This is a genomic window from Candidatus Poriferisodalis sp., assembly GCF_965208555.1.
Taxonomy (GTDB): domain Bacteria; phylum Actinomycetota; class Acidimicrobiia; order Acidimicrobiales; family Poriferisodalaceae; genus Poriferisodalis.
In genome coordinates this window covers 913670-932789 of sequence record NZ_OZ242342.1, presented here as the reverse complement: position 1 = coordinate 932789, position 19120 = coordinate 913670, and the positions used below count along the sequence as shown (strand labels likewise).

The following is a 19120-nucleotide window of genomic DNA, read 5'->3' as shown; positions in this document are numbered from 1 at the left end:
TGTGGAGGCGGCAGGACCCTCTGCGACCAGCGATCCGGCAGGTCGCAACGTCGCCGAGTTGCCTGCCGCCTCCACAGCTATGGCACATGCACCGTACGATGACTCGACCCACCCACTCGCTCCACCTCACGGAGGCTCCCGTGACCACGCATGACCGCCCGTTCGGGCGCTACTTCGAGGACTTCGAGATCGGCGACGTGTACCGGCACTGGCCGGGCAAGACCATTACCGAAGCCGACGACCACCTGTTCTGCATGATCACGATGAACCACCACCCGCTGCACACCAACGAGTGGTTCGCCCAGCACGAGACCGTGCACGGCAAGAACGTGGTGGTGGGCAACCTCGTTTACTCGCTGGTGCTGGGCATGAGCGTGCCCGACGTCAGCGGCGCGGCCATCGCCAACCTCGAGGTCGAGACGCTGACCCACTCGCGTCCGACCTTCCACGGCGACACCATCTACGCCGTCACGAAGGTGCTCGACAAGCGCGAGTCCGGCTCGCGGCCCGACCGGGGCGTGGTGACCGTGGAGACACGGGCGTTCAACCAGCGCTCGGAAGAAGTGTGCTACTTCCGCCGCAAGGTCATGATCTGGAAGCGGGAAGCTGCCCCCGAGCGCCGCTTCCCCTACAGCGACGAGGCGGCCGTCGGCGAGGGCTGATCGCTTGCGCCATGCGGAGTCGGATGCGCGTGGCTCACGCCACGCCGAACTGATCGGTTGGTGGGCGTCCGAGCGGCGGGATCTGCCGTGGCGGCGCACGCGAGACCCGTGGCTCGTGCTCGTCTCGGAGGTCATGCTGCAGCAGACCCAGGTGGACCGGGTGCTGTCGTACTTCAAGGCGTTCGCCGAGCGCTGGCCGACGCCGGAGCAGTGCGCGGCGGCGGAGCTTGCCGATGTGCTCGCCACTTGGCAAGGGCTGGGCTATCCCCGACGCGCTCGCAACCTCTGGCGGACGGCGGCGATCATCACCGAGCACCACGACGGCCGGGTGCCCGCCGATCTCGAACACCTGCTGGCGCTGCCTGGCGTGGGGCCGTACACCGCTCGGGCAGTTCAGGCCTTCGCCTTCGGTATCGACACCGGCGTGGTAGATACCAACGTGGGCCGCATCCTGGCCCGCTGGACAGGTCGTCGGCTGGCTCCTGCAGAAGCCCAGCGGATTGCGGACGAATTGGTGCCCGCGGGGGAGAGCTGGGCATGGAACCAGGCGATGATGGACCTTGGTGCCCAGGTTTGCACCAAGCGCGATCCGAGCTGCATTCGCTGCCCGGCGCAACCGTGGTGTGCGTGGGCGGGCGAGGTCTTGGGCTCGGAGCCTTCAGATCGACCAGATCCAGCCGACCGCAGCGCCGGGGTCAGTGCGCGGCAGGCGCCGTTCGAAGGCAGCGACCGCCAGGCCAGGGGCCGCCTGCTCGCAGCACTGTCAGATGGCCCGCTTCCCACGGAACGGGCCGCTGCGGCGATGGGGCTCGAAGGCGACGCAGGCCGCGTTCAGCGACTCGTCGACGAGTTGATTGCTGAGGGTTTGGTCAGCGCAGCCGGCGATCGCCTCCGGCTGGGCTAAGTACTAACGAGCTGTTCGATCAGCTCGTCGAAGGCCTTGTCGGCGATGGCGACCATCTCGTCGTCGGTGCGGTCCTGGATGGGGTGCTCCACCCACACGGCCGCTGGGTCGAAGCCCAGCGCCTTGCCCTGCACCTCGGCCCCGTCGACGAACTGGACGGTGGCGACGAACACCGACGGGATGCCGCGGCGTTCCAGATCAGCGATGTCGTGCACACTGCACGACGTGCAGCTGCCTCAATCGGCTAGCGCTTCGATCACCACGTCGCACTTGGTGGCGATCTCGTGGCGCAGGTCGACCGGGGCCGGCTTGGTGAACGTGGGCTTGGAGTAGCGCTCGACGCGCAGGCCCCGCTCAGTCAGCCGTTCCTCCAGCCGGTTCAGGAAGCGGTCGCCGCGGGGCTTGCTGATGTCCAGCAGTCCGACGGTGAGGCCGTCCAGCGATTCGGGCCGGGTCACCCGTTCACGATGGGCGGGCGCCGCCTCGTTCGTCGGGTCCAGTACGACGGTGCTCATGTGGTCCCCCCTGTGTTGGATCCGGTGGGCACGTCGGGATCGACTGTAGCCGCCTCCGGGCCCGAGCGGCCCGTGAGCGCAGCGAGCAAGAGCGGGAAGCAAGGCCGGGATGCCCCAGCGATGAGCCCCCGCGCTAGCGCCAGGGATCGATCTCGACGCAGACAGGCTGCGCACCGACATCGCCGTTCACCCAGCCTCCGATGACCGCCGAGAACAGCCCCGCACCGCCGCCGCAGTGCACCAGATGCAGGCCGCCGTCGCGGAACTTGGGCAGATCTGTTTCAGCCAAGAACTCGGGAACGCCTTCGGCGATGCCGCCGGCGCCGCGCACCAGCTCGGCGCCAGGACGGGTCGTCAGCTCGTTGATGCGCTCAGCCGTGTGCTGGCGCGTCCAGCCGCTGTCGATGAACACGCGGGAGTGATCCGGTGCCACGGCCAGGATCGCATCGAAGCCCAGCACCAGCTTGGGGTGATGGATGGCATTCAGCGCGGCCGCCATCGTGCGAGCCAGCGACTCGGGATCGCGAGAGAGCTGGTCGACCACCGAGCGGGGTGCCTCGCCAGGAAACGCGGTGACCGCGTTGGTGCCCGGTTCGAAGCCGAAGTCGGTGCACAGCGGGCCCCAGCCGCTCCCGCTGGCGCCTTCGGTGCCGTCGTCGCCGCCACCGGCGTCATCTTCGATCTCGGCGAAGCAAAAGCCCACCTTGCCGGGCTGGCCCAGTGCAGCCCGATCCACCTCGCCGGGCCGACCGCCGCCCACATTGCGCACAATGAGCTGCACGGCCCGGCCGATCGTGCTGTTGGCCCGGTTGCCTTGCCCGAACACGTTGATGCCGCTGTTCATGCCGATCTCGCGGGCGAACGGGCCGTTCACGATGAAGACCGGCCCCACCGGCATGGTCGTGGCCAGCATGCCGTGCATGTTGAACGTGTCGTTGCAGACGGCGGTGAGTGCTGCGAGCACCACCGGGAAGTACTCGGGCCGGCAGCCGGCCATGACGGCGTTGACGGCGGCCTTCTCCACCGTGCAGTCGGCCAGATCGGGTGCGACGTCGGCAACCACCTCGTCGGGACGGCGTGACGTTCCCGCCAGCATCGCCGAGACCCGCTCTGCGGTCGGTGCCACGAGCGGCAGACCGTCCGACCAGCCCCGGTCGTGCATGGCTTCCTGGGGGTCTTCCAGCGAGCCGAACTCCACTCTCCGTGCAGCCAAGCCGCCGCCGAATCGTGCGGCGAGCACGTCGACCATCGACGGGTCGACCGACAGCGATCCGCACCCGGGCCGGTGCTCGGGCAGGCTGTCGCCTAGGGCATCCAGTCCGCTGAACGCTTCCCACTCAGGTCGGGACCAGCCCACGATGCGTCCGGCCTCGTCGCCGCCGGCAAAGCGCATGAGCGTCGGCACCGTCTCGACGTCGTGGTGCCATGAGAACGACAGGTCGCTGTCGTGACGCCGGCTCGAAACCGATTCGGGAAAGCTCGGATCGTCCTGCGTGAACACCGTCAACGTACCCCGAGCTTCCAAATCCGCCAGCACCGGGGCGACCAGCTCGCACGTAGGGCAGTCCCGCTTCACCACGGCCACCAAGCCGTCTGGTGGCGCGCCCGCTGCCTCGCTGTCGGGGGTGTCTCGGTCGACGCTGGAAGTCATGGCCGGAGGCTACGCCCCGAGCCTGACGGCGTGTCTAGGGTTGGCGCCGTGACTGACGCGAGCGACCAGCCCACCATCGACAGCAGGCTCTTCCGGGACGTTCTGGGGCACTTCCCGACGGGCGTCACCGCCGTCACTGCCGTGAACGAGGGCCGGCCGGTCGGCATGGCCATCGGCTCGTTCACCTCTGTGTCGCTCGACCCGCCGCTCGTGGCGTTCCTGCCCACCAAGGACTCGTCGACGTGGAGTGACATCCGTGCTGCGGGCAGCTTCTGCGTGAACATCATGGCCCAGGACCAGATGGCTACGTGCGGCGTGATGGCCAGCAAGGCCGACGACAAGTTCGCCGACGTCGAGTGGCGGCCCGGGCCCACCGGCGCCCCGATCATCGACGGCTCCATCGCCTACATCGACTGCACGATCGAAGCCATCCACGACGGGGGAGACCATGACATCGTGGTCGGCCGTGTGGTGGAGCTCGAGATCCTCGATGCCAAGGATCCCCTGCTGTTCTGGAAGGGCGGCTACGGCACCTTTGCCTGAGGGCGGGCCGATGCGCCGGGCACGGTGATCGTGTGATCGGCACCGTCGCCCGCATCGTGCTGGGAGCGCTGTTCCTGGCGTCTGGGGCACTGAAGCTGCGCGACCCGTCCTGGCCGGGTGCGGCGAGGGCGATGGGTGCACCGCGGTGGTCGGTGCCGTTGATCGCCCCAGTCGAGATCGTGCTCGGCGCGGCGCTTGCGGCCGGCGCTGTCCGGCCGTGGCCGGCGTGGCTGTCGCTGGGGCTGCTGGCGGCATTCAGCGTCGCCCTGATCCGTGTCCTTCGCCGGCCAGTCGCTGAGCGTCCCGCCTGCGCCTGCTTCGGCCGCTGGTCTGCCCGACCCGTGGGCGTGGGCTCGCTGATGCGCAACGCCATGCTGGCTGGGCTCGCTGTGGTGGCGCTGCTCTAGGCCACTCGTGTCTGCTGCGTGTGGCTATGCCACCCGTGTCCTCTTCGCGTGGCTACGCCACGCCGAGCACATCGCAGATGTAGGCCAAAATGAAGGCTTCGTCACGCCAGGCGTTGTAGCGGCCGGAGGGGCCGCCGTGGCCGGCACCCATCTCGGTGCGCAGCAGGATCGGCTCGGTCGATGTCGTGGTCGCTCGCAGCTTGGCAACCCATTTGGCGGGCTCCCAGTACTGCACTCGCGGGTCGGTCAGCCCGGCAGTGACCAGCAGTGCCGGGTGGCGGGCCGCCTCCACGTTCTCATAGGGCGCGTACGACCGGATCGTCTCGAACGCCACGGGGTCGGCTGGGTCGCCCCACTCGTCGTACTCGGTGACCGTCAGGGGGATGGCCGGGTCGAGCATGGTGTTCAGCACGTCCACGAAGGGAACCTCGGCCACGACGCCGCAGAACAGCTCCGGGTGGCGGTTCACCATCGCGCCCATCAGCAGGCCGCCGGCACTGCCGCCACGGGCGCAGATCCGGGCCGGGTCTGCCCAGCCTGCTGAGGCAAGGTGGGTGGCGGAGGCAGCGAAGTCGTCGAACGTGTTGTGCTTGTTAGTGAGCTTGCCGCCCTCGTACCACGCCCGCCCCAGCTCGCCGCCGCCGCGGATGTGCGCGATGGCGAACAGCACGCCCCGATCCAGCAGCGACAGCCGGGCCGTCGAGAACGACGCCGGCATCGGGATCTCGTAGGCCCCGTAGCCGTACAGCAGGCACGGTGCAGGCCAGCTGAGCGCGCTTGGCTTCCACACCAGGCTGATCGGCACCGACGTGCCGTCCGGGGCCGTGGCACTGATTCGCTCAGTCCGGTAGGCCGTCAGGTCGACATCGCCCAGCACCGGCAGTTGATCGAGCAGTTCCCGTCCGCCGCTGTCGAGGTCCAGCTCGAAGATCGACGGCGGCGTCACCATCGACGTGTAGCCGAAGCGGTAGCGCCGGGTGTCGAACTCGGCGTTTGCCCCGCCTCCGGCTTCGTAGACGGGCTCGGGCATCTCGATCTCGAACGATGGGCCGAGCTCGCCCGAATCTGCACTATTCGAATCCAGCCCGCTCGGCTGGGCGCTGCGAGTGTCATGAACCCGCAGCCGGACCAGACCGTCCTGGCGCTCGTGAACCACCACGAAGTCCTGGAAACAGTCGATGCCGTCGATACGGATTCCGTCGCGGGCGCCGATCAGCTCGCGCCATGTGCTGCCGTGCCCGAAAGGAGCGTCTTCTGGCGGTGCGTCGCCCGCGCCAGGTGATTCGCCCGTGGCCGGCGTGTCGCCTGCACTCGGCACGGGTGCCTCCACTAGCCGGAAATCCAGCGCGCCATCGTTCGTCACGATGAGCAGCCGCTCGCCTTGGTGATCGATGCCGTACTCGATATTCGCTCGCCGCTCGCGCACGAGCAATGGTTCTGAATCAGGCCGATCGGCGTCCACCAGCCGGTGCTCGGACGTGGTCTTCGACTGCGAGCCGATCACCACGAAGCGTTCGCTGCCCGTGCCGCCGACGCCCACCCAGAACCGCTCGTCGTCCTCCCGGTAGGCCTCGACGTCGCCGACGGGGTCGGCTCCCACGACATGGCGAATGACCCGGTTGGGTCGCTGGGCCTCGTCAGTGCGCACCGCGAACAGCGTCGAATTGTCGTTTGCCCACACCAGCCCGTAGCTGAGCTTGGCGAGCCCGCACCCTGGCGCAGGGGTGTCCGGGCCGTCCAGCACCTCGCCGCTGGCGATGTCGAAGACGGTCAGCGCGTACTGCTCGTCGCCGTCGGTGTCGACGGTGTAGGCGAGCAGGCGATGGTCGGGGCTGACTGCCAGGTCGCCGACAGCGAAGTACTCGTGACCCTCGGCCAGCTCGTTCTCGTCGAGCAGCACCACCTCGTCGTCGTCGGTGCCGCCGCGGGGGCGCCGCACATGGATGACGTACTGCAGGCCCTCCACCGTGCGAGCCCGGTACTCCCAGTCGTCCTTGGGCGTCGGGAGCGACTGGTGGGTCTCCTTGGTGCGGGCCTTGATCTCGCTGAATATCTGCTCGCGTAGGTCGGCGAGGTGAGCCGTGGCAGCCTCGGTGTAGGCATTCTCGGCTTCGAGGTACTCCCGCACCGCCGGGTCGTCGCGGTCGCGCAGCCAGTGCCACGGGTCGGCCGTCTCGGTGCCGTGAATGCGTCGGACATGGGCCCGCTGCGATGCCACCGGAGGTTGCGTCATGGAGAGCGCACCGTACCGCCCGGCCCCTCTCGGGCCATGTGTGGCGGCTGGCGACAACCGCGTAGCGTGGCGGCGTGCCCATCTATGCGCTTGGCGATTACGAGCCCGACATCCACCCCGACGCCTTCGTGATGCCCGAGGCGATCATCATCGGGAGGGTGACCATCGGCGCGGAGGCGTCGATCTGGTCGGGTGCGGTGCTGCGCGGCGACGACAACGACATCTTCGTGGGCGCCGGCTCATCGGTGCAGGACAACGCCGTGCTGCACGTCACCGAGGAGTGGTCGACCACCGTGGGGGAGCGCTGCACCATCGGCCACCTGGCCCACATCGAGGGCGGCGTGGTGCACGACGAGGCGCTGGTGGGCACCGGGGCCATCGTGCTGCACGACGCCGAGGTCGGCGAGCGGGCGCTCGTGGGCGCAGGGGCCGTGGTGCCGGGCGGCATGAAGGTGCCACCAGGCACGATCGCAGTCGGCACGCCGGCCAAGATCCGCGAAGGCGTCGACACGGTGCCGCTCATCCTGCCGGGCGTTCAGAACTACCTGGACCGCCGCATCCGCTACATGGGCGAGCTCCGCCGCCTCGACTGATCTCGCAAGAAAGATCATCGAGCGCACTCTGACGCGCCCTGCACGGCGGCGGTAGCGTCACGGCCCATGAGCATGGGAAGCATCGACTTGGGACGCATCGGCATCTGGACGGGGGTGCTCGACGCGCTGCCGTCTGCGCAGGGCGTGGAGTTCGGCGCCGAAGCCGAGGAGCTGGGCTACGGGGCGTTCTGGATCCCCGAGGCGGTCGGGCGTGACCCATTCGTGGCTGCCGCCCGGCTGCTGGAGGGCACCAGCACCATCAAGATCGCCACGGGCATCGCCAACATCTACGCCCGCGACCCCATGACGATGGCCAACACGCTGCGCACCATCGACGAGGCGTTCCCGGGCCGGTTCCTGCTGGGTCTCGGCGTCAGCCACCACCACCTGGTGGAGTACATCCGCAAGCACGACTACTCCAAGCCGCTCAGCTACATGCGTGAGTACCTCGAGCGCATGGGCAAGTCCCGCTTCATGGCCCACGGCCCCCAAGCGCTGCCCGAGATCGTGCTGGCAGCACTCGGCCCCAAGATGCTGGAGCTGTCGGCAACGGCGACCGCCGGCGCACACCCGTACTTCGTGCCGCCCGAGCACACGGCGGTGGCCCGCGAGACGATGGGTCCCGACGCGGCGCTGTACCCCGAGCAGATGGCCGTCCTGGACACCGACGCCGACTCAGCCCGGGCTCTGGCCCGCAAGAACATGGCCATCTACCTGGGCCTGCCGAACTACGCCAACAACCTGCTGCGGCTGGGCTTCGACCAGGCCGACATCGACGGCGGCCCCGACGGAGGCCCGTCCGACAAGCTGGTCGACGCCATCGTCGTCTGGGGCACCGAGGAAGAAGTCAAGGCCCGTGTGGACGCTCACTTCGACGCCGGCGCCGACCACGTCTGTGTGCAGGTCCTGGCAGACGACCCCCCGGCAGCATTCGACGGCTGGCGCCGCCTCGCCCCCGCCCTGCTGAGCTGATCGCCCCGCCCGCGCTCTGCACTATGACCCGAGCGGGGGCGGCGTTAGGCTGAGGTTGTGACCGACACCGCTGAAGCCGCCGTCGGCATCGACCTCGGCAAGTACAAGCTGGGGTGGAGCGACGAGGAAGACTACGTCTTCAAGCCACGCAAGGGCCTGGACGAAGAGATCATCCGCGAGATGTCCGCGCTCAAGAACGAGCCCCAGTGGATGCTCGACTTCCGCCTGCGGTCCTACAAGATCTTCCAGCGCAAGCCCATGCCCAACTGGGGCGGCGACATGTCGGAGATCTACTTCGACGACATCTACTACTACATCAAGCCCACCGAGGGTCAGGTCGACGCCTGGGAAGAGCTGCCCGACTCGGTCAAGGACACCTACGAGAAGCTGGGCATCCCCGAGGCCGAGCGCAAGTACCTCGCCGGCGTCACCGCCCAGTACGAGTCCGAGGTGGTGTACCACCGCAACCGGGAAGACCTCGAGGCTCAGGGCGTGCTGTTCAGCGACATGGACTCGGCCGTCAAGGAGTACCCCGACATCGTCCAGCGCTACTTCGGCACCATCATCCCGCCGGGCGACAACAAGTTCTCGGCGCTGAACTCGGCGGTGTGGTCGGGCGGGTCGTTCATCTACGTGCCGCCCGGCGTCGAGGTGGAGATGCCGCTGCAGGCCTACTTCCGCATCAACGCCGAGAACATGGGCCAGTTCGAGCGGACGCTGATCATCGCCGACGAGGGCGCCACGGTGCACTACATCGAGGGCTGCTCGGCGCCGGTATACACCACCGACTCGCTGCACTCGGCTGTGGTGGAGCTGGTGGCGCTGCCTGGCGGGCGCATCACCTACACCACCATCCAGAACTGGTCGAACAACGTGTTCAACCTGGTCACCAAGCGGGCCGCCGCCTACGACGAGGCCCACGTGGAGTGGATCGACGGCAACATCGGCAGCCGCCTCACCATGAAGTACCCGGCGGTGTACCTGATGGGGCCCAAGGCCTCGGGCGAGGTGCTGTCGGTGGCCTACGCCGGCAACGGCCAGCACCAGGACGCCGGCGCCAAGATGGTCCACGCCGCCCCCGAGACCACCTCCAAGATCGTCTCGAAGTCGATCTCCAAGGACGGCGGCCGCACCACCTACCGCGGCCTCGTACGGGTGGAAGAGGGCATGAGCGGCTGCCGCAGCCACGTCCAGTGCGACGCGCTGCTGCTCGACCAGGACAGCCGTTCGGACACCTACCCGTACCAGGAGATCGGCTCACGCGACGCCGAGATCGGCCACGAGGCCACGGTGTCGAAGGTGGCCGACGAGCAGCTCTTCTATCTCATGAGCCGCGGGCTGTCGGCCGAGCAGGCCATGGGCATGGTGGTGAACGGCTTCATCGAGCCCGTGACCCGCACGCTGCCGATGGAGTACGCCGTCGAATGGAGCCGGCTGATCGAGCTTCAGATGGAGGGATCGATCGGCTGATGCGCAGCCCAAAGGACTTCTTCGCCCCGCTCGCTCTCGGGGCGCCTGAACCGCTGCGCGAGGTGCCCTTCCGGCCCTCGCGCATGATCCACTTCTTCGACCCGTCGAACGAGCGGATGCGGGCCAAGGTGCCCGACATCGCCCCCACGGTCGACGTGCTGCTCGGCAACCTGGAAGACGCCGTGTCGGCCGACAGCAAGGACGCTGCCCGCGCAGGGCTGATCGAGGTGGGCAAGGCGTGGGAGCCGGGCCACACGCAGCTGTGGACCCGGGTGAACAGCCTCGACTCGCCGTGGTTCCTCGACGACGTGTGGGCGCTGTGCCACGAGATCGGCGACAAGCTCGACGTGATCATGGTGCCCAAGGTGGAAGGCCCCGAGGACATTCACTACGTGGACCGGCTGCTGGCCCAGCTCGAGGCCCGCGTGGGGCTGGAACGGCCGCTGCTGGTGCATGCCATCCTCGAGACCGCCCGCGGCGTGGCCAACGTGGAGTCGATCTGCCTGGCCAGCCCACGCATGCAGGGGCTGTCGCTGGGGCCTGCCGACCTGGCCGCTGACCGCCGCATGAAGACCACCCGCGTCGGTGGCGGGCATCCCGGCTACCTCGTGCGCACCGACCCCGTGCCAGACGGCGACGACGACGCACGCACATCGTTCCAGCAGGACCTGTGGCACTACACGCTGGCCCGCATGGTGGACGCCTGCGGCACCGCCGGCATCCTGCCCTACTACGGGCCGTTCGGTGACATCGCCGACCCCATCGGCTGCGAGGACCAGTTCCGCAACGCCTACTTGCTGGGCTGTGTGGGGGCGTGGAGCCTGCACCCCAGCCAGATCGCCATCGCCAAGCGGGTGTTCAGCCCCGAGCCTGCCGAAGTGGCGTGGGCGCAGCGGGTGGTGACCGAGATGGGCGACGGCACCGGCGCTGTGATGATCGACGGCAAGATGCAGGACGACGCCACTGTCAAGCAGTGCCGGGTGGTGCTGCAGCTCGCTCGGGACCTGTCTGCGGCCGACCCCGAGCTGGCCGCTGCCTACGGGCTCGACACCGCCTGAGGACGCTTGGACGCCCTATGAGCGCTGATGCCACCTACCCACGCCCGCGCCGGTCGGTGCTGTACATGCCGGCGGCGAATGCCCGGGCGCTGGAGAAGGCCAAGACCATCGATGCGGACGCGTTGATCTTCGACCTCGAAGACGCCGTAGCGCCCGATGCCAAGGAAGCCGCCCGTGAGGGTGCCTGCGCTGCGGTGGCCTCGGGCGAGTACGGGCACCGCGAGCTCACGATCCGCTGCAACGGGCTGGACACGCCATGGGGGCGCGACGACATTGCGGCCGCCGGCGCTGCCGGGCCGTCCGCGGTCGTCATTCCGAAAGTGGACAACGCAGCGGAACTGGCCGCTGTGTCGGCGCTGCTGGAGGCTGCCGGCGCGCCGGACACCACCCGCATCTGGGCGATGATCGAGACCCCGGGCGGCATCGCCAAGGCCCGTGCCATCGCCGATTTCGAACGACTCGATGCTCTGGTCATGGGCACCAACGACATGGCGAAGGAGTTGCGGGCGAAGATCACGCCTGATCGGGCTGCGCTGGTGCCGCACTTGGCGACCTGCCTGGTGGCTGCCCGCGAGGCGGGCGTGACCGCACTCGACGGCGTCTACAACGACATTGGCAATGCCGACGGCTTCGCCGCGGTGTGCGAGCAGGGTGCGACGCTCGGCTTCGACGGCAAGACGCTCATCCACCCCAGCCAGGTGGCCCCGTGCAACGACGCCTTCTCGCCCAGCATGGACGAGCTGGATTTCCATCGCCAGGTCATCGAGGCATTCGAGGCAGCGGCTGCAGATGGCCGTGGGGTGGTGACCGTAGACGGCAAGATGGTCGAGAATCTTCACGTGGACGAAGCCCGGCGGGCGATAGCGCTCGCCGACGCGATTGCGCAGCGCTGAGGGAGGCGGCTGCCATGCCGATGCGAACGAACTGCCGCCACTACGAGAGCCGGACCTACCCGAATGGCGACACGGTGCGCAAGTGCAATCTCGATCTCGCACCCGAGGCCCCGTGGCGCTGCCCGGAGGACTGCCCCTCCTATTCGCCCCGACGCCTCGATGCGGGCTGGCAGCACGGATCGCTGGGCGTGCAGAACTTCGCCAAGGAGCCCACCAGCATCGGCGAAGACGATTCGATTGCGGCCCTGCTGGACGCAGCCGAGGACATCGTGAACGAGGCGGGGCCGCGCATCCTGGAGGAGGTCGCGGCCGAGCGTGCGCGGCCGAAGGGCATCCGGGCGAAAGCGCGCAAGCGCAAGGCCACCAAGAAGGCCAGGCGCGCGCAGCGCCGTCGCGACCGCGACGACCGCAAAGACGGCGAGGTCTGATCACGGCTCGATGCGGGCCGTCACGGCCCACTAGGCCCTCACGGGCGCGCCGGTAGCCTCCGCAGCGTGTTCAGCCCCGACCTCGTCGACGCGCTCGACGGCTCCGACGCGTTGACCAAGCGGCGGCGCGCTGCGGCGGAACGAGCGGTCGCCAGCGGCATGCCGTCGTTCACCGAAGAGGTGTGGCGCTACACCCCGATCGACGATCTCGACCCTGCGCTCTATGCCTTCGCGGCGCCTGGCGGCGCTGCGGGGCCGGCGGGCCTGATGGACGGTGTCGACGACGGCGCTGCGGCAGTGGTTCGCATCACCAACGGTGCCGTCGTCGACGTCTCGGTTCGGGCAGAGGGCATCCGCGTGGGCACGCTCGGCGACGGCGCGGACGATCTGATCGGCACGGTCGCCCCCGAAGGGCCCGACGTCTTCGGCGACTGGAATCTGGCTCTGGCCACAGCGCCGGTGGCCGTCAGCATCGATCCGAACGCGGTGGTGGCTGCGCCGATCGTCGTGCACGTCCACACCGACGTCGAGGGGCTGGCATGGTTCCCCCGGCTCGTCGTGGTGGCCGGCCGCACCAGCCAGGCCACCGTGATCGAGCATCACACCGGCGGCGACACGCCCGCACTCGTCTGCCCCCTGACTGAGCTGAGCGTCGGAGACGGTGCACACCTCGGTCACCTCACCGTGCAGGAACTGGGCACGCGCGCATGGCAGATCGCCAACCTCTGCTCGGACGTGGGCCGAGACGCCAACCTGCGGACCGGCCAGGTGGCGATGGGCGGCGCATACGCACGGGCCCGCATCGGCATCGACATGACCGGGCGCGGCGGCCACAGCGAGATCGACGCCGTGTATTTCGGCCGGGGCAGCTCCACGCTCGACTTCCGCACCTTCCAGACCCACGTGGCACCGCACACCACCTCTGACCTGTTGTTCAAGGGCGCGGTCGACGATCACGCCCGGGCGGTCTACACGGGGCTGATCCGTATCGAGGCCGACGCTCCCCATGTCGTGGCCAACCAGACCAACCGGAATCTGAAGCTGTCCCCCAATGCGTGGGCCGAATCGGTGCCGAACCTCGAGATCGAGAACAGCGATGTGCAGTGCAGCCACGCCTCCTCGATCGGCCCCGTCGACGCCGATCAGCGCTTCTATCTCGAGAGCCGGGGCGTGCCCACCGACGTGGCCGAGGCGCTGGTGGTGCGTGGCTTCTTCGACGAAGTGCTCGATGCGCTGCCGTCTGAGGAGATCTCGGCATCGGTGCGCCGGCGCATCGACGAGCTGGTGTCCGATGCCGACTTCGCGGTGACCCAATGAGCACCCCCGACGAGGCCCGCACCGCCGTGCTGTGCCAGCGTGGCGACGTGCCAGACGGCGAGGCCCGACGCTTCGACGTCGACGGGCACCGCATTGCACTCGCACGCATCGGCGAGGACTACTACGCCATCGGCGACCGGTGCAGTCACCAGAACTACTCGCTGGCCGACGGCTGGGTCTGGCCCGACGAGTGCGCGCTCGAGTGCCCACAGCACTCGTCGAGCTTCGACCTGCGGACCGGCAAGCCGAATTGCTTCCCCGCCACCCAGCCCGTTCCGGTTTATGAGATCCGCCTCAGCGGCGACGACGTTGCGGTGGTGCTGCCATGAGCGACAACACCGCGCACACGCTGCGCGTCGAAGGCCTGCACGCATCGGCGGGCGACACCGAAATCCTGCAGGGCGTCGACCTGGAGGTCTCCTCGGGCCGTGTGCATGCGGTGATGGGGCCGAATGGCTCGGGCAAGAGCACGCTGGCCCACGTCGTCATGGGCAGGCCCGGTTACGAGGTCACCGCTGGCTCAGTGACCCTCGACGGCGTCGACGTGCTGAGCCTGGCGCCCTGGGAGCGGGCGCAGGCTGGGCTGTTCCTGGCCATGCAGCACCCGACCGAGGTGCCCGGCGTCTCGGCCGCCCAGGCATTGGCCGAGGCACTTGCGCTGCGGGCTGGCGATGACGGTCCGAGCGATGACCAGCTCGAGCGCACCCGCAGCCTTCTCGAAGCCGAGGCGGCCGCTGTCGGGCTGAAGGCCGAGCTGGTGGCACGGCCGCTGAATGTCGACATGTCGGGCGGCGAGAAGAAGCGCAACGAGACGGTCCAGCTCGCAGTGCTGCAGCCACGCATCGCCATCCTGGACGAGATCGACAGCGGCCTCGACATCGACGCGCTGCGGGCCTGCGCCAACCGCATCGAAGCGCTCACCGAGGCGGGCCTAGGCGTGGTGGCCATCACGCACTTCACCCGGGTGCTGGAGTACCTCCGGCCCGACGAGGTCCACGTGATCGTGGACGGCCGCATCGTGGACTCCGGCGGTCCCGAGCTCGCGGAGGCACTCGAAGCCGACGGCTACGCCCCGTACCTGCCCGAAGAGCCCGACGCCGGCGTGGCAGTGTCGATCGGCGGGCTCGGCAGCTCGCTCGGTACAGGAGCGGGGCCGTCTCCGGCCGATGATCCGTTCGCTGACCCCTGGGCAGATCCGCTCGACGAGTTGGGCTGAGCGCCGCTGAATCTCCCTTGACGCGGGCACCGTTGCGTGCCTTCGATGTGCCGAGGAGTTCGTGTTGACTGGTCAAGGGGAAACAAGGGGAGGGCGATCCGAATGGCACGAGAACTGTTGAGTGAGGACGAACTGGAAGCGCTGGCTGCCGAGCTCGGGGCATGGGATGTGTCGGGCAGCGAATTGCGCCGCACGTTCCGCTTCGGGAACTTCGTGGAGGCGTTCGGGTTCATGGCCGCCGCGGCCCTGGTGGCCGAGAAGATGGACCACCACCCCAACTGGTCCAACGTGTACAGCACGGTCGAGGTTGCGCTGAACACGCATGACCGCGGCGGGGTGACCGAGCTGGACGCCGCGCTGGCGCGTGCGATGGACGGCCTGGCAGGCGACGCAGGCTGATTGCCGCTCGATGCGACTGCCACGCCTGAGGCGGCGTCCGAAGCCCGACCAAACCGAACGACCCGCGCCTGCGCCGGTCGTTGAGGGAACGGTCGAATCGAAGCCGGGTTTGCGCCGGCTGCTGCATCAGCTCTTCGAGTTCTGGGTGCGCCTGCGGCCTGCCCGGGTGACGCTGGGCGTGCGCGGGCTGGTGGTCGACCACAAGGGCCGCGTCTGCCTGGTGCGGCACACCTATCGGGACGGGTGGTTCCTGCCGGGCGGCGGGGTCAAGACGCGCGAGGCGCTCGTGGACGCGGTGGCGAGGGAGCTGCGCGAGGAGACCGGCGTCGTCGTCGCCGAGACGCCCCAGAATGTGCTCGGCGTCTACTCGTCACGCCATGGCAACCGCAGCGATCACGTCGTGGTATTCGTGGTCACCGACTGGCGCGTCGAAGAATCGGTCTCCCCCGAGATCGCCGAAGTGGCGTTCTTTCCCCCCGGCGAACTGCCCCCCGGCACCACGCCGGGCACCTCACGCCGCATCTCCGAATGGATGACCGGCGTCCCCCCCGGCCACCGCTGGTAACTCGGTTGGAGAAGGCTTCTGGCCTGAAGTTATACTCAATGGTATGACTCACAAGGTGGGGCCGAAGGGCCAGGTGGTCATTCCGAAGGAGATGCGCGACGAACTGGGCATCCGGCCGGGCGACCGCGTGAGTTTCTGGTGCGATGGCGATTCGGTGAGCGTGCGACGCAGCGATGACGTCCGCTCGTTGTTCGGTTGCCTGCCGAGCGAGCCAGACCTGACCGATGAACTGATGGCGGAACGGCGATTCGACCGTGAACTGGAGGAAGCCCGATTCGCGCGGTTCGAGGCATCGCTGTCCGACGATGCGATCGCCGGACGACCCGACTGATGACGGTCGTGCTGGACGCCTGGCCGGTGATGCAGTTCATGCAGGGCCGGGAATCGCTTGGACGTCAGATGTCCGAGTTGCTCGAGGATGGCGAGGCCGTGATGTCGTGGATCAACGTCGGCGAGGTGTACCACTCGATTCGTCGCCGCTGGGGACCGCCGCTCGCTGACGAGTTGTTGCCCCGGCTCTTGGCGAATGTGGCTGCCGAGATGCCGAGTGCCCTCCGAGTCGTCGAAGCGGCGAAGCTCAAGTCGGAGCACCGAATGTCCTACGCCGATGCCTTTGCTGCTGCCACAGCCATCGCGCACGATGCCGAGTTGTGGACTGGCGATCCTGAGCTGCTCGCGCCCAACGCGCCCTGGCGTTGGCGCGACCTGCGCCAAGTGCAATAGCCCGCTCACCCTTGGAGCTCGTAGCCCAGGGGCATTTGGTAATACGATGCTCTCTACCAAGTAAGGTTTCACCATGAACGCCGTGCAGCAGTACAAGGTGTCGTCGTCGGGGCAGATGTCGCTGCCCGCTGAAGTGCGTCACCGCTGGGAGCTGGACGATGGCGGTCAAGTCGACGTCTTGGACCTGGGCTTTTGCGTGCTGACGGTGCCTGCAGGTCAGGCCCGGCGGCTCCTCGGTGATCTGCTGACTCATGAGCAGCACGCCGAGTTCGTCCGCTCTCTTGACGACGATCCTGATCTCGCCACCACATGAGCCGAGTCATTCTCGACGATCATCTCCTACGCGACCTGCTCGCAGACGAGGCAGGTCCGGCGCTCAGCCAGACGCTCGCCGACAACTCGCCGGCGACGACCAATCTCTATCTGGTGCGATTGTGTCGTTCGGTCGTCCGATCGAGCGGCGGGGCGCTCACGGGTGCGTGGTCGCGGGATACCCAGCGCGCTCTCGGCGATCGCCTCGTCATGCTTGATGAGGATGTCCAGATTGTGCCGATGCGGTCGATCGCTTTTCGCATGGCTGAGTTGGCCGCGACGTTCGGGCTTTCCAGCCTCGGTTCGGAAGCAGTGGCGGCGGCAGAATTTCTCGCTGCGCCGCTCTGCGTATGGTCCGGCGATCACGGGCCGCGTATCGGCGCCGCGATGACCGGCATCGGTGCCGACTATCGAATGCTCGACAAGCAGGCGCCTGAACGCGGATAATCCGCGCTAACCGGTGCCTCGACCGCCCGATTGCGCTTTGGGCTAGAGGCGGGGGGTGCGGGGTGGGTGGCCCATGAGGATGCGTCCGTAGGCCTCGAGGGCGGGGTCGAGGGCTGTGATGGCGTGCATGTTGATGGCCTGCAGATCGGCCTGCAAGCGGCCGATCCGGTTGGAATCGCGTACGCCCCGGCCCCCGGTTGCCAGGTAGATGCTCTGGGTCGCTTCGAGGCAGCGGCGGACGGCGTACGCGCAGTCCAGGCGCACCCGTGCCCGCAGCGGCAGCTCCAGCGACTCGTTGTTGAGGGCCGTCTCCATGAGCAGCTCCGCAGTGCGTCGCATCAGCAGCTCACCCTGGTCGACGAGCGCATGGGCTTCGGCGAATTGGCGGTGCGTCAGCGGCCAGTCGGTCTGCAGCACGTCGACGTGGCTGATGATCTTGCCGTCGACTTCCTCGGCGAATGCGGCCAGCGATGCCCGGGCGGCCCCCAGAGCCGGCGGCACGAGCGCATAGGCCAGCGTCGGCATCAGCGAACTGCGCTGTATCCAGCCGGTGTTGCGGGACATGCCCGGCGTGTCGCCTGAAGCCAGCACCTCGCCGGCGACGAAACGGTGTTCGGGCACGAACACGTCGTCGGCCACGATGCTGCTGCTGCCGGTGGCCCGCAGACCGTTGGCGTGCCAGTCGTCGAGCGCGGAGACGTCGTCGGCCGGCAGCACGAACATGCCCGAGATGTGGCCGTCGCCGTCTGGGGACGGGAAGTGTCCGCCCAGGATGACCCAGCCGGCGTGATCGATGCCTGACCCGAACGGCCAGAAGCCGCTGAGCTTCCAGCCGCCGTCCACCGGGGTGGCGTCGCCGCGGTCGACCAGCACGCCTGCCACATAGATGTCAGGTCCGCCGCTGTACATCTCCTCCTGGCAAGCGTCGGGCCAGTGGCCCACCAGCCACGCGTGTGCATTGCCAACGCACGAGTGCCACGCGGTTGACGGGCAGCCCTCAGCCAATGCCGCGTTCACTTCCAAGTACGTGATCCAGTCGAGCTCTTGGCCGCCGTTGGCGCTCGGCTGGCCGATCGTCATCAGCTCGGCCGAGCGCAACTCGTCGATGACGTCGGGCTCGACCCGCCTCGCCCACGGATCCGCCGCAGCGCGAGCGGCCAGCTTCGGCGCAAGCTGCCGCGCCCGCTCGACGAGTTCGATGCGGCGTTCGGCAGCGGCAGACATGGTGCCTATAGAAGCAGGCCCCGCCGACACGGTGCAGACCTAGCGGATGCGCGCAGGCGTGAGCCGAGGCATCCGGGGATTCAACTTGCTTCGGCTGACTCGTCGAGGCCGGTGGCGAGCGCGTTCCAGCCGAGAGTGGCGCACTTGATGCGCACAGGGAACTTCACCACGCCCCGCAACGCTTCCAGATCACCCAGACGCAGCGCCCCGTCGTCTGAGCCACCTGACCCACCGGCCCCAGCTCCGTCGAGCGCTTCGCTGCCGTCGCCGCCGATCGATTCCTCGTGAATCGACATCATGGCCTTGAACGACCGCGTCAGATCGCGGATCTCATCGATTGTCTTGCCGATCACCGCAGCCGACATCATCGACGCGGACGCCTGGCTGATCGAGCAGCCGTAGCCGCCGACACGAAGGTCGGTCACCACATCGCCGTCCATCTCGAAGGTCAGCACCACCTCGTCCCCGCACAGCGGGTTGAAGCCCTCGCTCCGGCGCGCAGGCGGGCACTCCAGCTCGCCGCGATTGCGCGGGTTCCGGTAGTGGTCGAGGATGATCTCCCGGTACAGGTCTTCGAGCCCAGCCATC

At 68.3% G+C, this 19120-nt stretch carries 24 protein-coding genes; 19 read left to right on the top strand and 5 right to left on the bottom strand.

Annotated features, from left to right (window positions below):
- Positions 1 to 140 precede the first annotated feature (140 nt).
- Positions 141 to 662, top strand: coding sequence for a MaoC family dehydratase (locus ACOGXE_RS04310; RefSeq protein WP_419932722.1), 522 nt, complete (start codon positions 141 to 143; stop codon positions 660 to 662).
- Positions 663 to 666: 4 nt separating this feature from the next.
- The gene (locus ACOGXE_RS04305; RefSeq protein WP_419932721.1) at positions 667 to 1566 is read left to right on the top strand and encodes an A/G-specific adenine glycosylase; all 900 of its coding nucleotides are present in this window, start codon (positions 667 to 669) and stop codon (positions 1564 to 1566) included.
- On the opposite strand, the gene ACOGXE_RS04300 is transcribed toward ACOGXE_RS04305, so the two are convergent.
- On the bottom strand, positions 1563 to 2081 hold the full coding sequence (locus ACOGXE_RS04300) for a UGSC family (seleno)protein (RefSeq protein ID WP_419932720.1): 519 nt from the start codon (positions 2079 to 2081) through the stop codon (positions 1563 to 1565). The genes ACOGXE_RS04305 and ACOGXE_RS04300 overlap by 4 nt on opposite strands.
- Positions 2082 to 2214: 133 nt before the next feature.
- Positions 2215 to 3732, bottom strand: a complete 1518-nt coding sequence (locus ACOGXE_RS04295) for a thioredoxin family protein (RefSeq protein ID WP_419932719.1) — start codon at positions 3730 to 3732, stop codon at positions 2215 to 2217.
- A gap of 48 nt (positions 3733 to 3780) precedes the next feature.
- Here ACOGXE_RS04295 and ACOGXE_RS04290 point away from each other — a divergent pair, with 48 nt between their 5' ends.
- The gene (locus ACOGXE_RS04290; RefSeq protein WP_419932718.1) at positions 3781 to 4275 is read left to right on the top strand and encodes a flavin reductase family protein; all 495 of its coding nucleotides are present in this window, start codon (positions 3781 to 3783) and stop codon (positions 4273 to 4275) included.
- Between the two features lie 32 nt (positions 4276 to 4307).
- Positions 4308 to 4682: a MauE/DoxX family redox-associated membrane protein gene (locus ACOGXE_RS04285; protein ID WP_419932717.1), complete on the top strand. Its 375-nt coding sequence runs from the start codon at positions 4308 to 4310 to the stop codon at positions 4680 to 4682.
- A gap of 52 nt (positions 4683 to 4734) precedes the next feature.
- Here the strand turns inward: ACOGXE_RS04285 and ACOGXE_RS04280 are convergent, their stop codons facing one another.
- A complete protein-coding gene (locus ACOGXE_RS04280; RefSeq protein WP_419932716.1) occupies positions 4735 to 6915 on the bottom strand; it encodes a S9 family peptidase in 2181 nt (726 codons plus the stop codon).
- A gap of 74 nt (positions 6916 to 6989) precedes the next feature.
- On the opposite strand from ACOGXE_RS04280, the gene ACOGXE_RS04275 reads away from it, so the two are divergent.
- The 15 genes from ACOGXE_RS04275 to ACOGXE_RS04205 all read left to right on the top strand — a co-directional run bounded on the left by ACOGXE_RS04275 (position 6990) and on the right by ACOGXE_RS04205 (position 17308).
- Positions 6990 to 7508, top strand: a complete 519-nt coding sequence (locus tag ACOGXE_RS04275; RefSeq protein ID WP_419932715.1) for a gamma carbonic anhydrase family protein — start codon at positions 6990 to 6992, stop codon at positions 7506 to 7508.
- Between the two features lie 66 nt (positions 7509 to 7574).
- Positions 7575 to 8480, top strand: coding sequence for an LLM class F420-dependent oxidoreductase (locus ACOGXE_RS04270; protein WP_419932714.1), 906 nt, complete (start codon positions 7575 to 7577; stop codon positions 8478 to 8480).
- A 57-nt stretch (positions 8481 to 8537) separates the two neighbouring features.
- Complete coding sequence (sufB, locus tag ACOGXE_RS04265; RefSeq protein WP_419932713.1) at positions 8538 to 9950, top strand: Fe-S cluster assembly protein SufB; 1413 nt, start codon at positions 8538 to 8540, stop codon at positions 9948 to 9950.
- A complete protein-coding gene (locus tag ACOGXE_RS04260; protein ID WP_419932712.1) occupies positions 9950 to 11008 on the top strand; it encodes an HpcH/HpaI aldolase/citrate lyase family protein in 1059 nt (352 codons plus the stop codon). The genes sufB and ACOGXE_RS04260 overlap by 1 nt, the downstream gene beginning before the upstream one ends.
- A gap of 17 nt (positions 11009 to 11025) precedes the next feature.
- Entirely contained in the window at positions 11026 to 11901 is an 876-nt protein-coding gene (locus ACOGXE_RS04255; protein WP_419932711.1) for an HpcH/HpaI aldolase/citrate lyase family protein, read from the top strand.
- 14 nt (positions 11902 to 11915) lie between these two features.
- Positions 11916 to 12329: a hypothetical protein gene (locus ACOGXE_RS04250; RefSeq protein WP_419932710.1), complete on the top strand. Its 414-nt coding sequence runs from the start codon at positions 11916 to 11918 to the stop codon at positions 12327 to 12329.
- Positions 12330 to 12395: 66 nt separating this feature from the next.
- The gene (gene sufD / locus ACOGXE_RS04245; protein ID WP_419932709.1) at positions 12396 to 13646 is read left to right on the top strand and encodes a Fe-S cluster assembly protein SufD; all 1251 of its coding nucleotides are present in this window, start codon (positions 12396 to 12398) and stop codon (positions 13644 to 13646) included.
- Positions 13643 to 13975, top strand: a complete 333-nt coding sequence (locus ACOGXE_RS04240; RefSeq protein WP_419932708.1) for a non-heme iron oxygenase ferredoxin subunit — start codon at positions 13643 to 13645, stop codon at positions 13973 to 13975. The genes sufD and ACOGXE_RS04240 overlap by 4 nt, the downstream gene beginning before the upstream one ends.
- A complete protein-coding gene (gene sufC, locus ACOGXE_RS04235) occupies positions 13972 to 14862 on the top strand; it encodes a Fe-S cluster assembly ATPase SufC (RefSeq protein ID WP_419932707.1) in 891 nt (296 codons plus the stop codon). The genes ACOGXE_RS04240 and sufC overlap by 4 nt, the downstream gene beginning before the upstream one ends.
- A gap of 102 nt (positions 14863 to 14964) precedes the next feature.
- Entirely contained in the window at positions 14965 to 15261 is a 297-nt protein-coding gene (locus ACOGXE_RS04230; protein WP_419932706.1) for a 4a-hydroxytetrahydrobiopterin dehydratase, read from the top strand.
- Positions 15262 to 15370: 109 nt separating this feature from the next.
- A complete protein-coding gene (locus tag ACOGXE_RS04225) occupies positions 15371 to 15826 on the top strand; it encodes an NUDIX domain-containing protein (RefSeq protein ID WP_419932705.1) in 456 nt (151 codons plus the stop codon).
- Positions 15827 to 15869: 43 nt separating this feature from the next.
- Positions 15870 to 16157 (top strand): AbrB/MazE/SpoVT family DNA-binding domain-containing protein, encoded by a 288-nt coding sequence (locus tag ACOGXE_RS04220; protein ID WP_419932704.1) that lies wholly within the window; start codon positions 15870 to 15872, stop codon positions 16155 to 16157.
- Positions 16157 to 16549, top strand: coding sequence for a PIN domain-containing protein (locus tag ACOGXE_RS04215; RefSeq protein WP_419932702.1), 393 nt, complete (start codon positions 16157 to 16159; stop codon positions 16547 to 16549). The genes ACOGXE_RS04220 and ACOGXE_RS04215 overlap by 1 nt, the downstream gene beginning before the upstream one ends.
- Positions 16550 to 16622: 73 nt before the next feature.
- On the top strand, positions 16623 to 16862 hold the full coding sequence (locus ACOGXE_RS04210) for an AbrB/MazE/SpoVT family DNA-binding domain-containing protein (protein WP_419932701.1): 240 nt from the start codon (positions 16623 to 16625) through the stop codon (positions 16860 to 16862).
- Positions 16863 to 17071: 209 nt separating this feature from the next.
- Entirely contained in the window at positions 17072 to 17308 is a 237-nt protein-coding gene (locus ACOGXE_RS04205; protein WP_419932700.1) for a hypothetical protein, read from the top strand.
- A gap of 42 nt (positions 17309 to 17350) precedes the next feature.
- Here ACOGXE_RS04205 and ACOGXE_RS04200 read toward each other — a convergent pair whose 3' ends face one another.
- Positions 17351 to 18532 (bottom strand): acyl-CoA dehydrogenase family protein, encoded by a 1182-nt coding sequence (locus tag ACOGXE_RS04200; RefSeq protein ID WP_419932699.1) that lies wholly within the window; start codon positions 18530 to 18532, stop codon positions 17351 to 17353.
- Between the two features lie 80 nt (positions 18533 to 18612).
- Positions 18613 to 19119 (bottom strand): Fe-S cluster assembly sulfur transfer protein SufU, encoded by a 507-nt coding sequence (gene sufU / locus ACOGXE_RS04195; protein WP_419932698.1) that lies wholly within the window; start codon positions 19117 to 19119, stop codon positions 18613 to 18615.
- Position 19120 lies beyond the last annotated feature (1 nt).

Bases quoted from the DNA above. Each gene is read 5' to 3' on its own strand.
- ACOGXE_RS04295 (WP_419932719.1), bottom strand. From the start codon at position 3,732: ATGACTTCCAGCGTCGACCGAGACACCCCCGACAGCGAGGCAGCGGGC.
- ACOGXE_RS04280 (WP_419932716.1), bottom strand. From the start codon at position 6,915: ATGACGCAACCTCCGGTGGCATCGCAGCGGGCCCATGTCCGACGCATT.
- ACOGXE_RS04270 (WP_419932714.1), top strand. From the start codon at position 7,575: ATGAGCATGGGAAGCATCGACTTGGGACGCATCGGCATCTGGACGGGG.
- ACOGXE_RS04260 (WP_419932712.1), top strand. From the start codon at position 9,950: ATGCGCAGCCCAAAGGACTTCTTCGCCCCGCTCGCTCTCGGGGCGCCT.
- ACOGXE_RS04255 (WP_419932711.1), top strand. From the start codon at position 11,026: ATGAGCGCTGATGCCACCTACCCACGCCCGCGCCGGTCGGTGCTGTAC.
- ACOGXE_RS04250 (WP_419932710.1), top strand. From the start codon at position 11,916: ATGCCGATGCGAACGAACTGCCGCCACTACGAGAGCCGGACCTACCCG.
- ACOGXE_RS04240 (WP_419932708.1), top strand. From the start codon at position 13,643: ATGAGCACCCCCGACGAGGCCCGCACCGCCGTGCTGTGCCAGCGTGGC.
- sufC (WP_419932707.1), top strand. From the start codon at position 13,972: ATGAGCGACAACACCGCGCACACGCTGCGCGTCGAAGGCCTGCACGCA.
- ACOGXE_RS04230 (WP_419932706.1), top strand. From the start codon at position 14,965: ATGGCACGAGAACTGTTGAGTGAGGACGAACTGGAAGCGCTGGCTGCC.
- ACOGXE_RS04220 (WP_419932704.1), top strand. From the start codon at position 15,870: ATGACTCACAAGGTGGGGCCGAAGGGCCAGGTGGTCATTCCGAAGGAG.
- ACOGXE_RS04215 (WP_419932702.1), top strand. From the start codon at position 16,157: ATGACGGTCGTGCTGGACGCCTGGCCGGTGATGCAGTTCATGCAGGGC.
- ACOGXE_RS04210 (WP_419932701.1), top strand. From the start codon at position 16,623: ATGAACGCCGTGCAGCAGTACAAGGTGTCGTCGTCGGGGCAGATGTCG.
- ACOGXE_RS04205 (WP_419932700.1), top strand. From the start codon at position 17,072: ATGCTTGATGAGGATGTCCAGATTGTGCCGATGCGGTCGATCGCTTTT.
- ACOGXE_RS04200 (WP_419932699.1), bottom strand. From the start codon at position 18,532: ATGTCTGCCGCTGCCGAACGCCGCATCGAACTCGTCGAGCGGGCGCGG.
- sufU (WP_419932698.1), bottom strand. From the start codon at position 19,119: ATGGCTGGGCTCGAAGACCTGTACCGGGAGATCATCCTCGACCACTAC.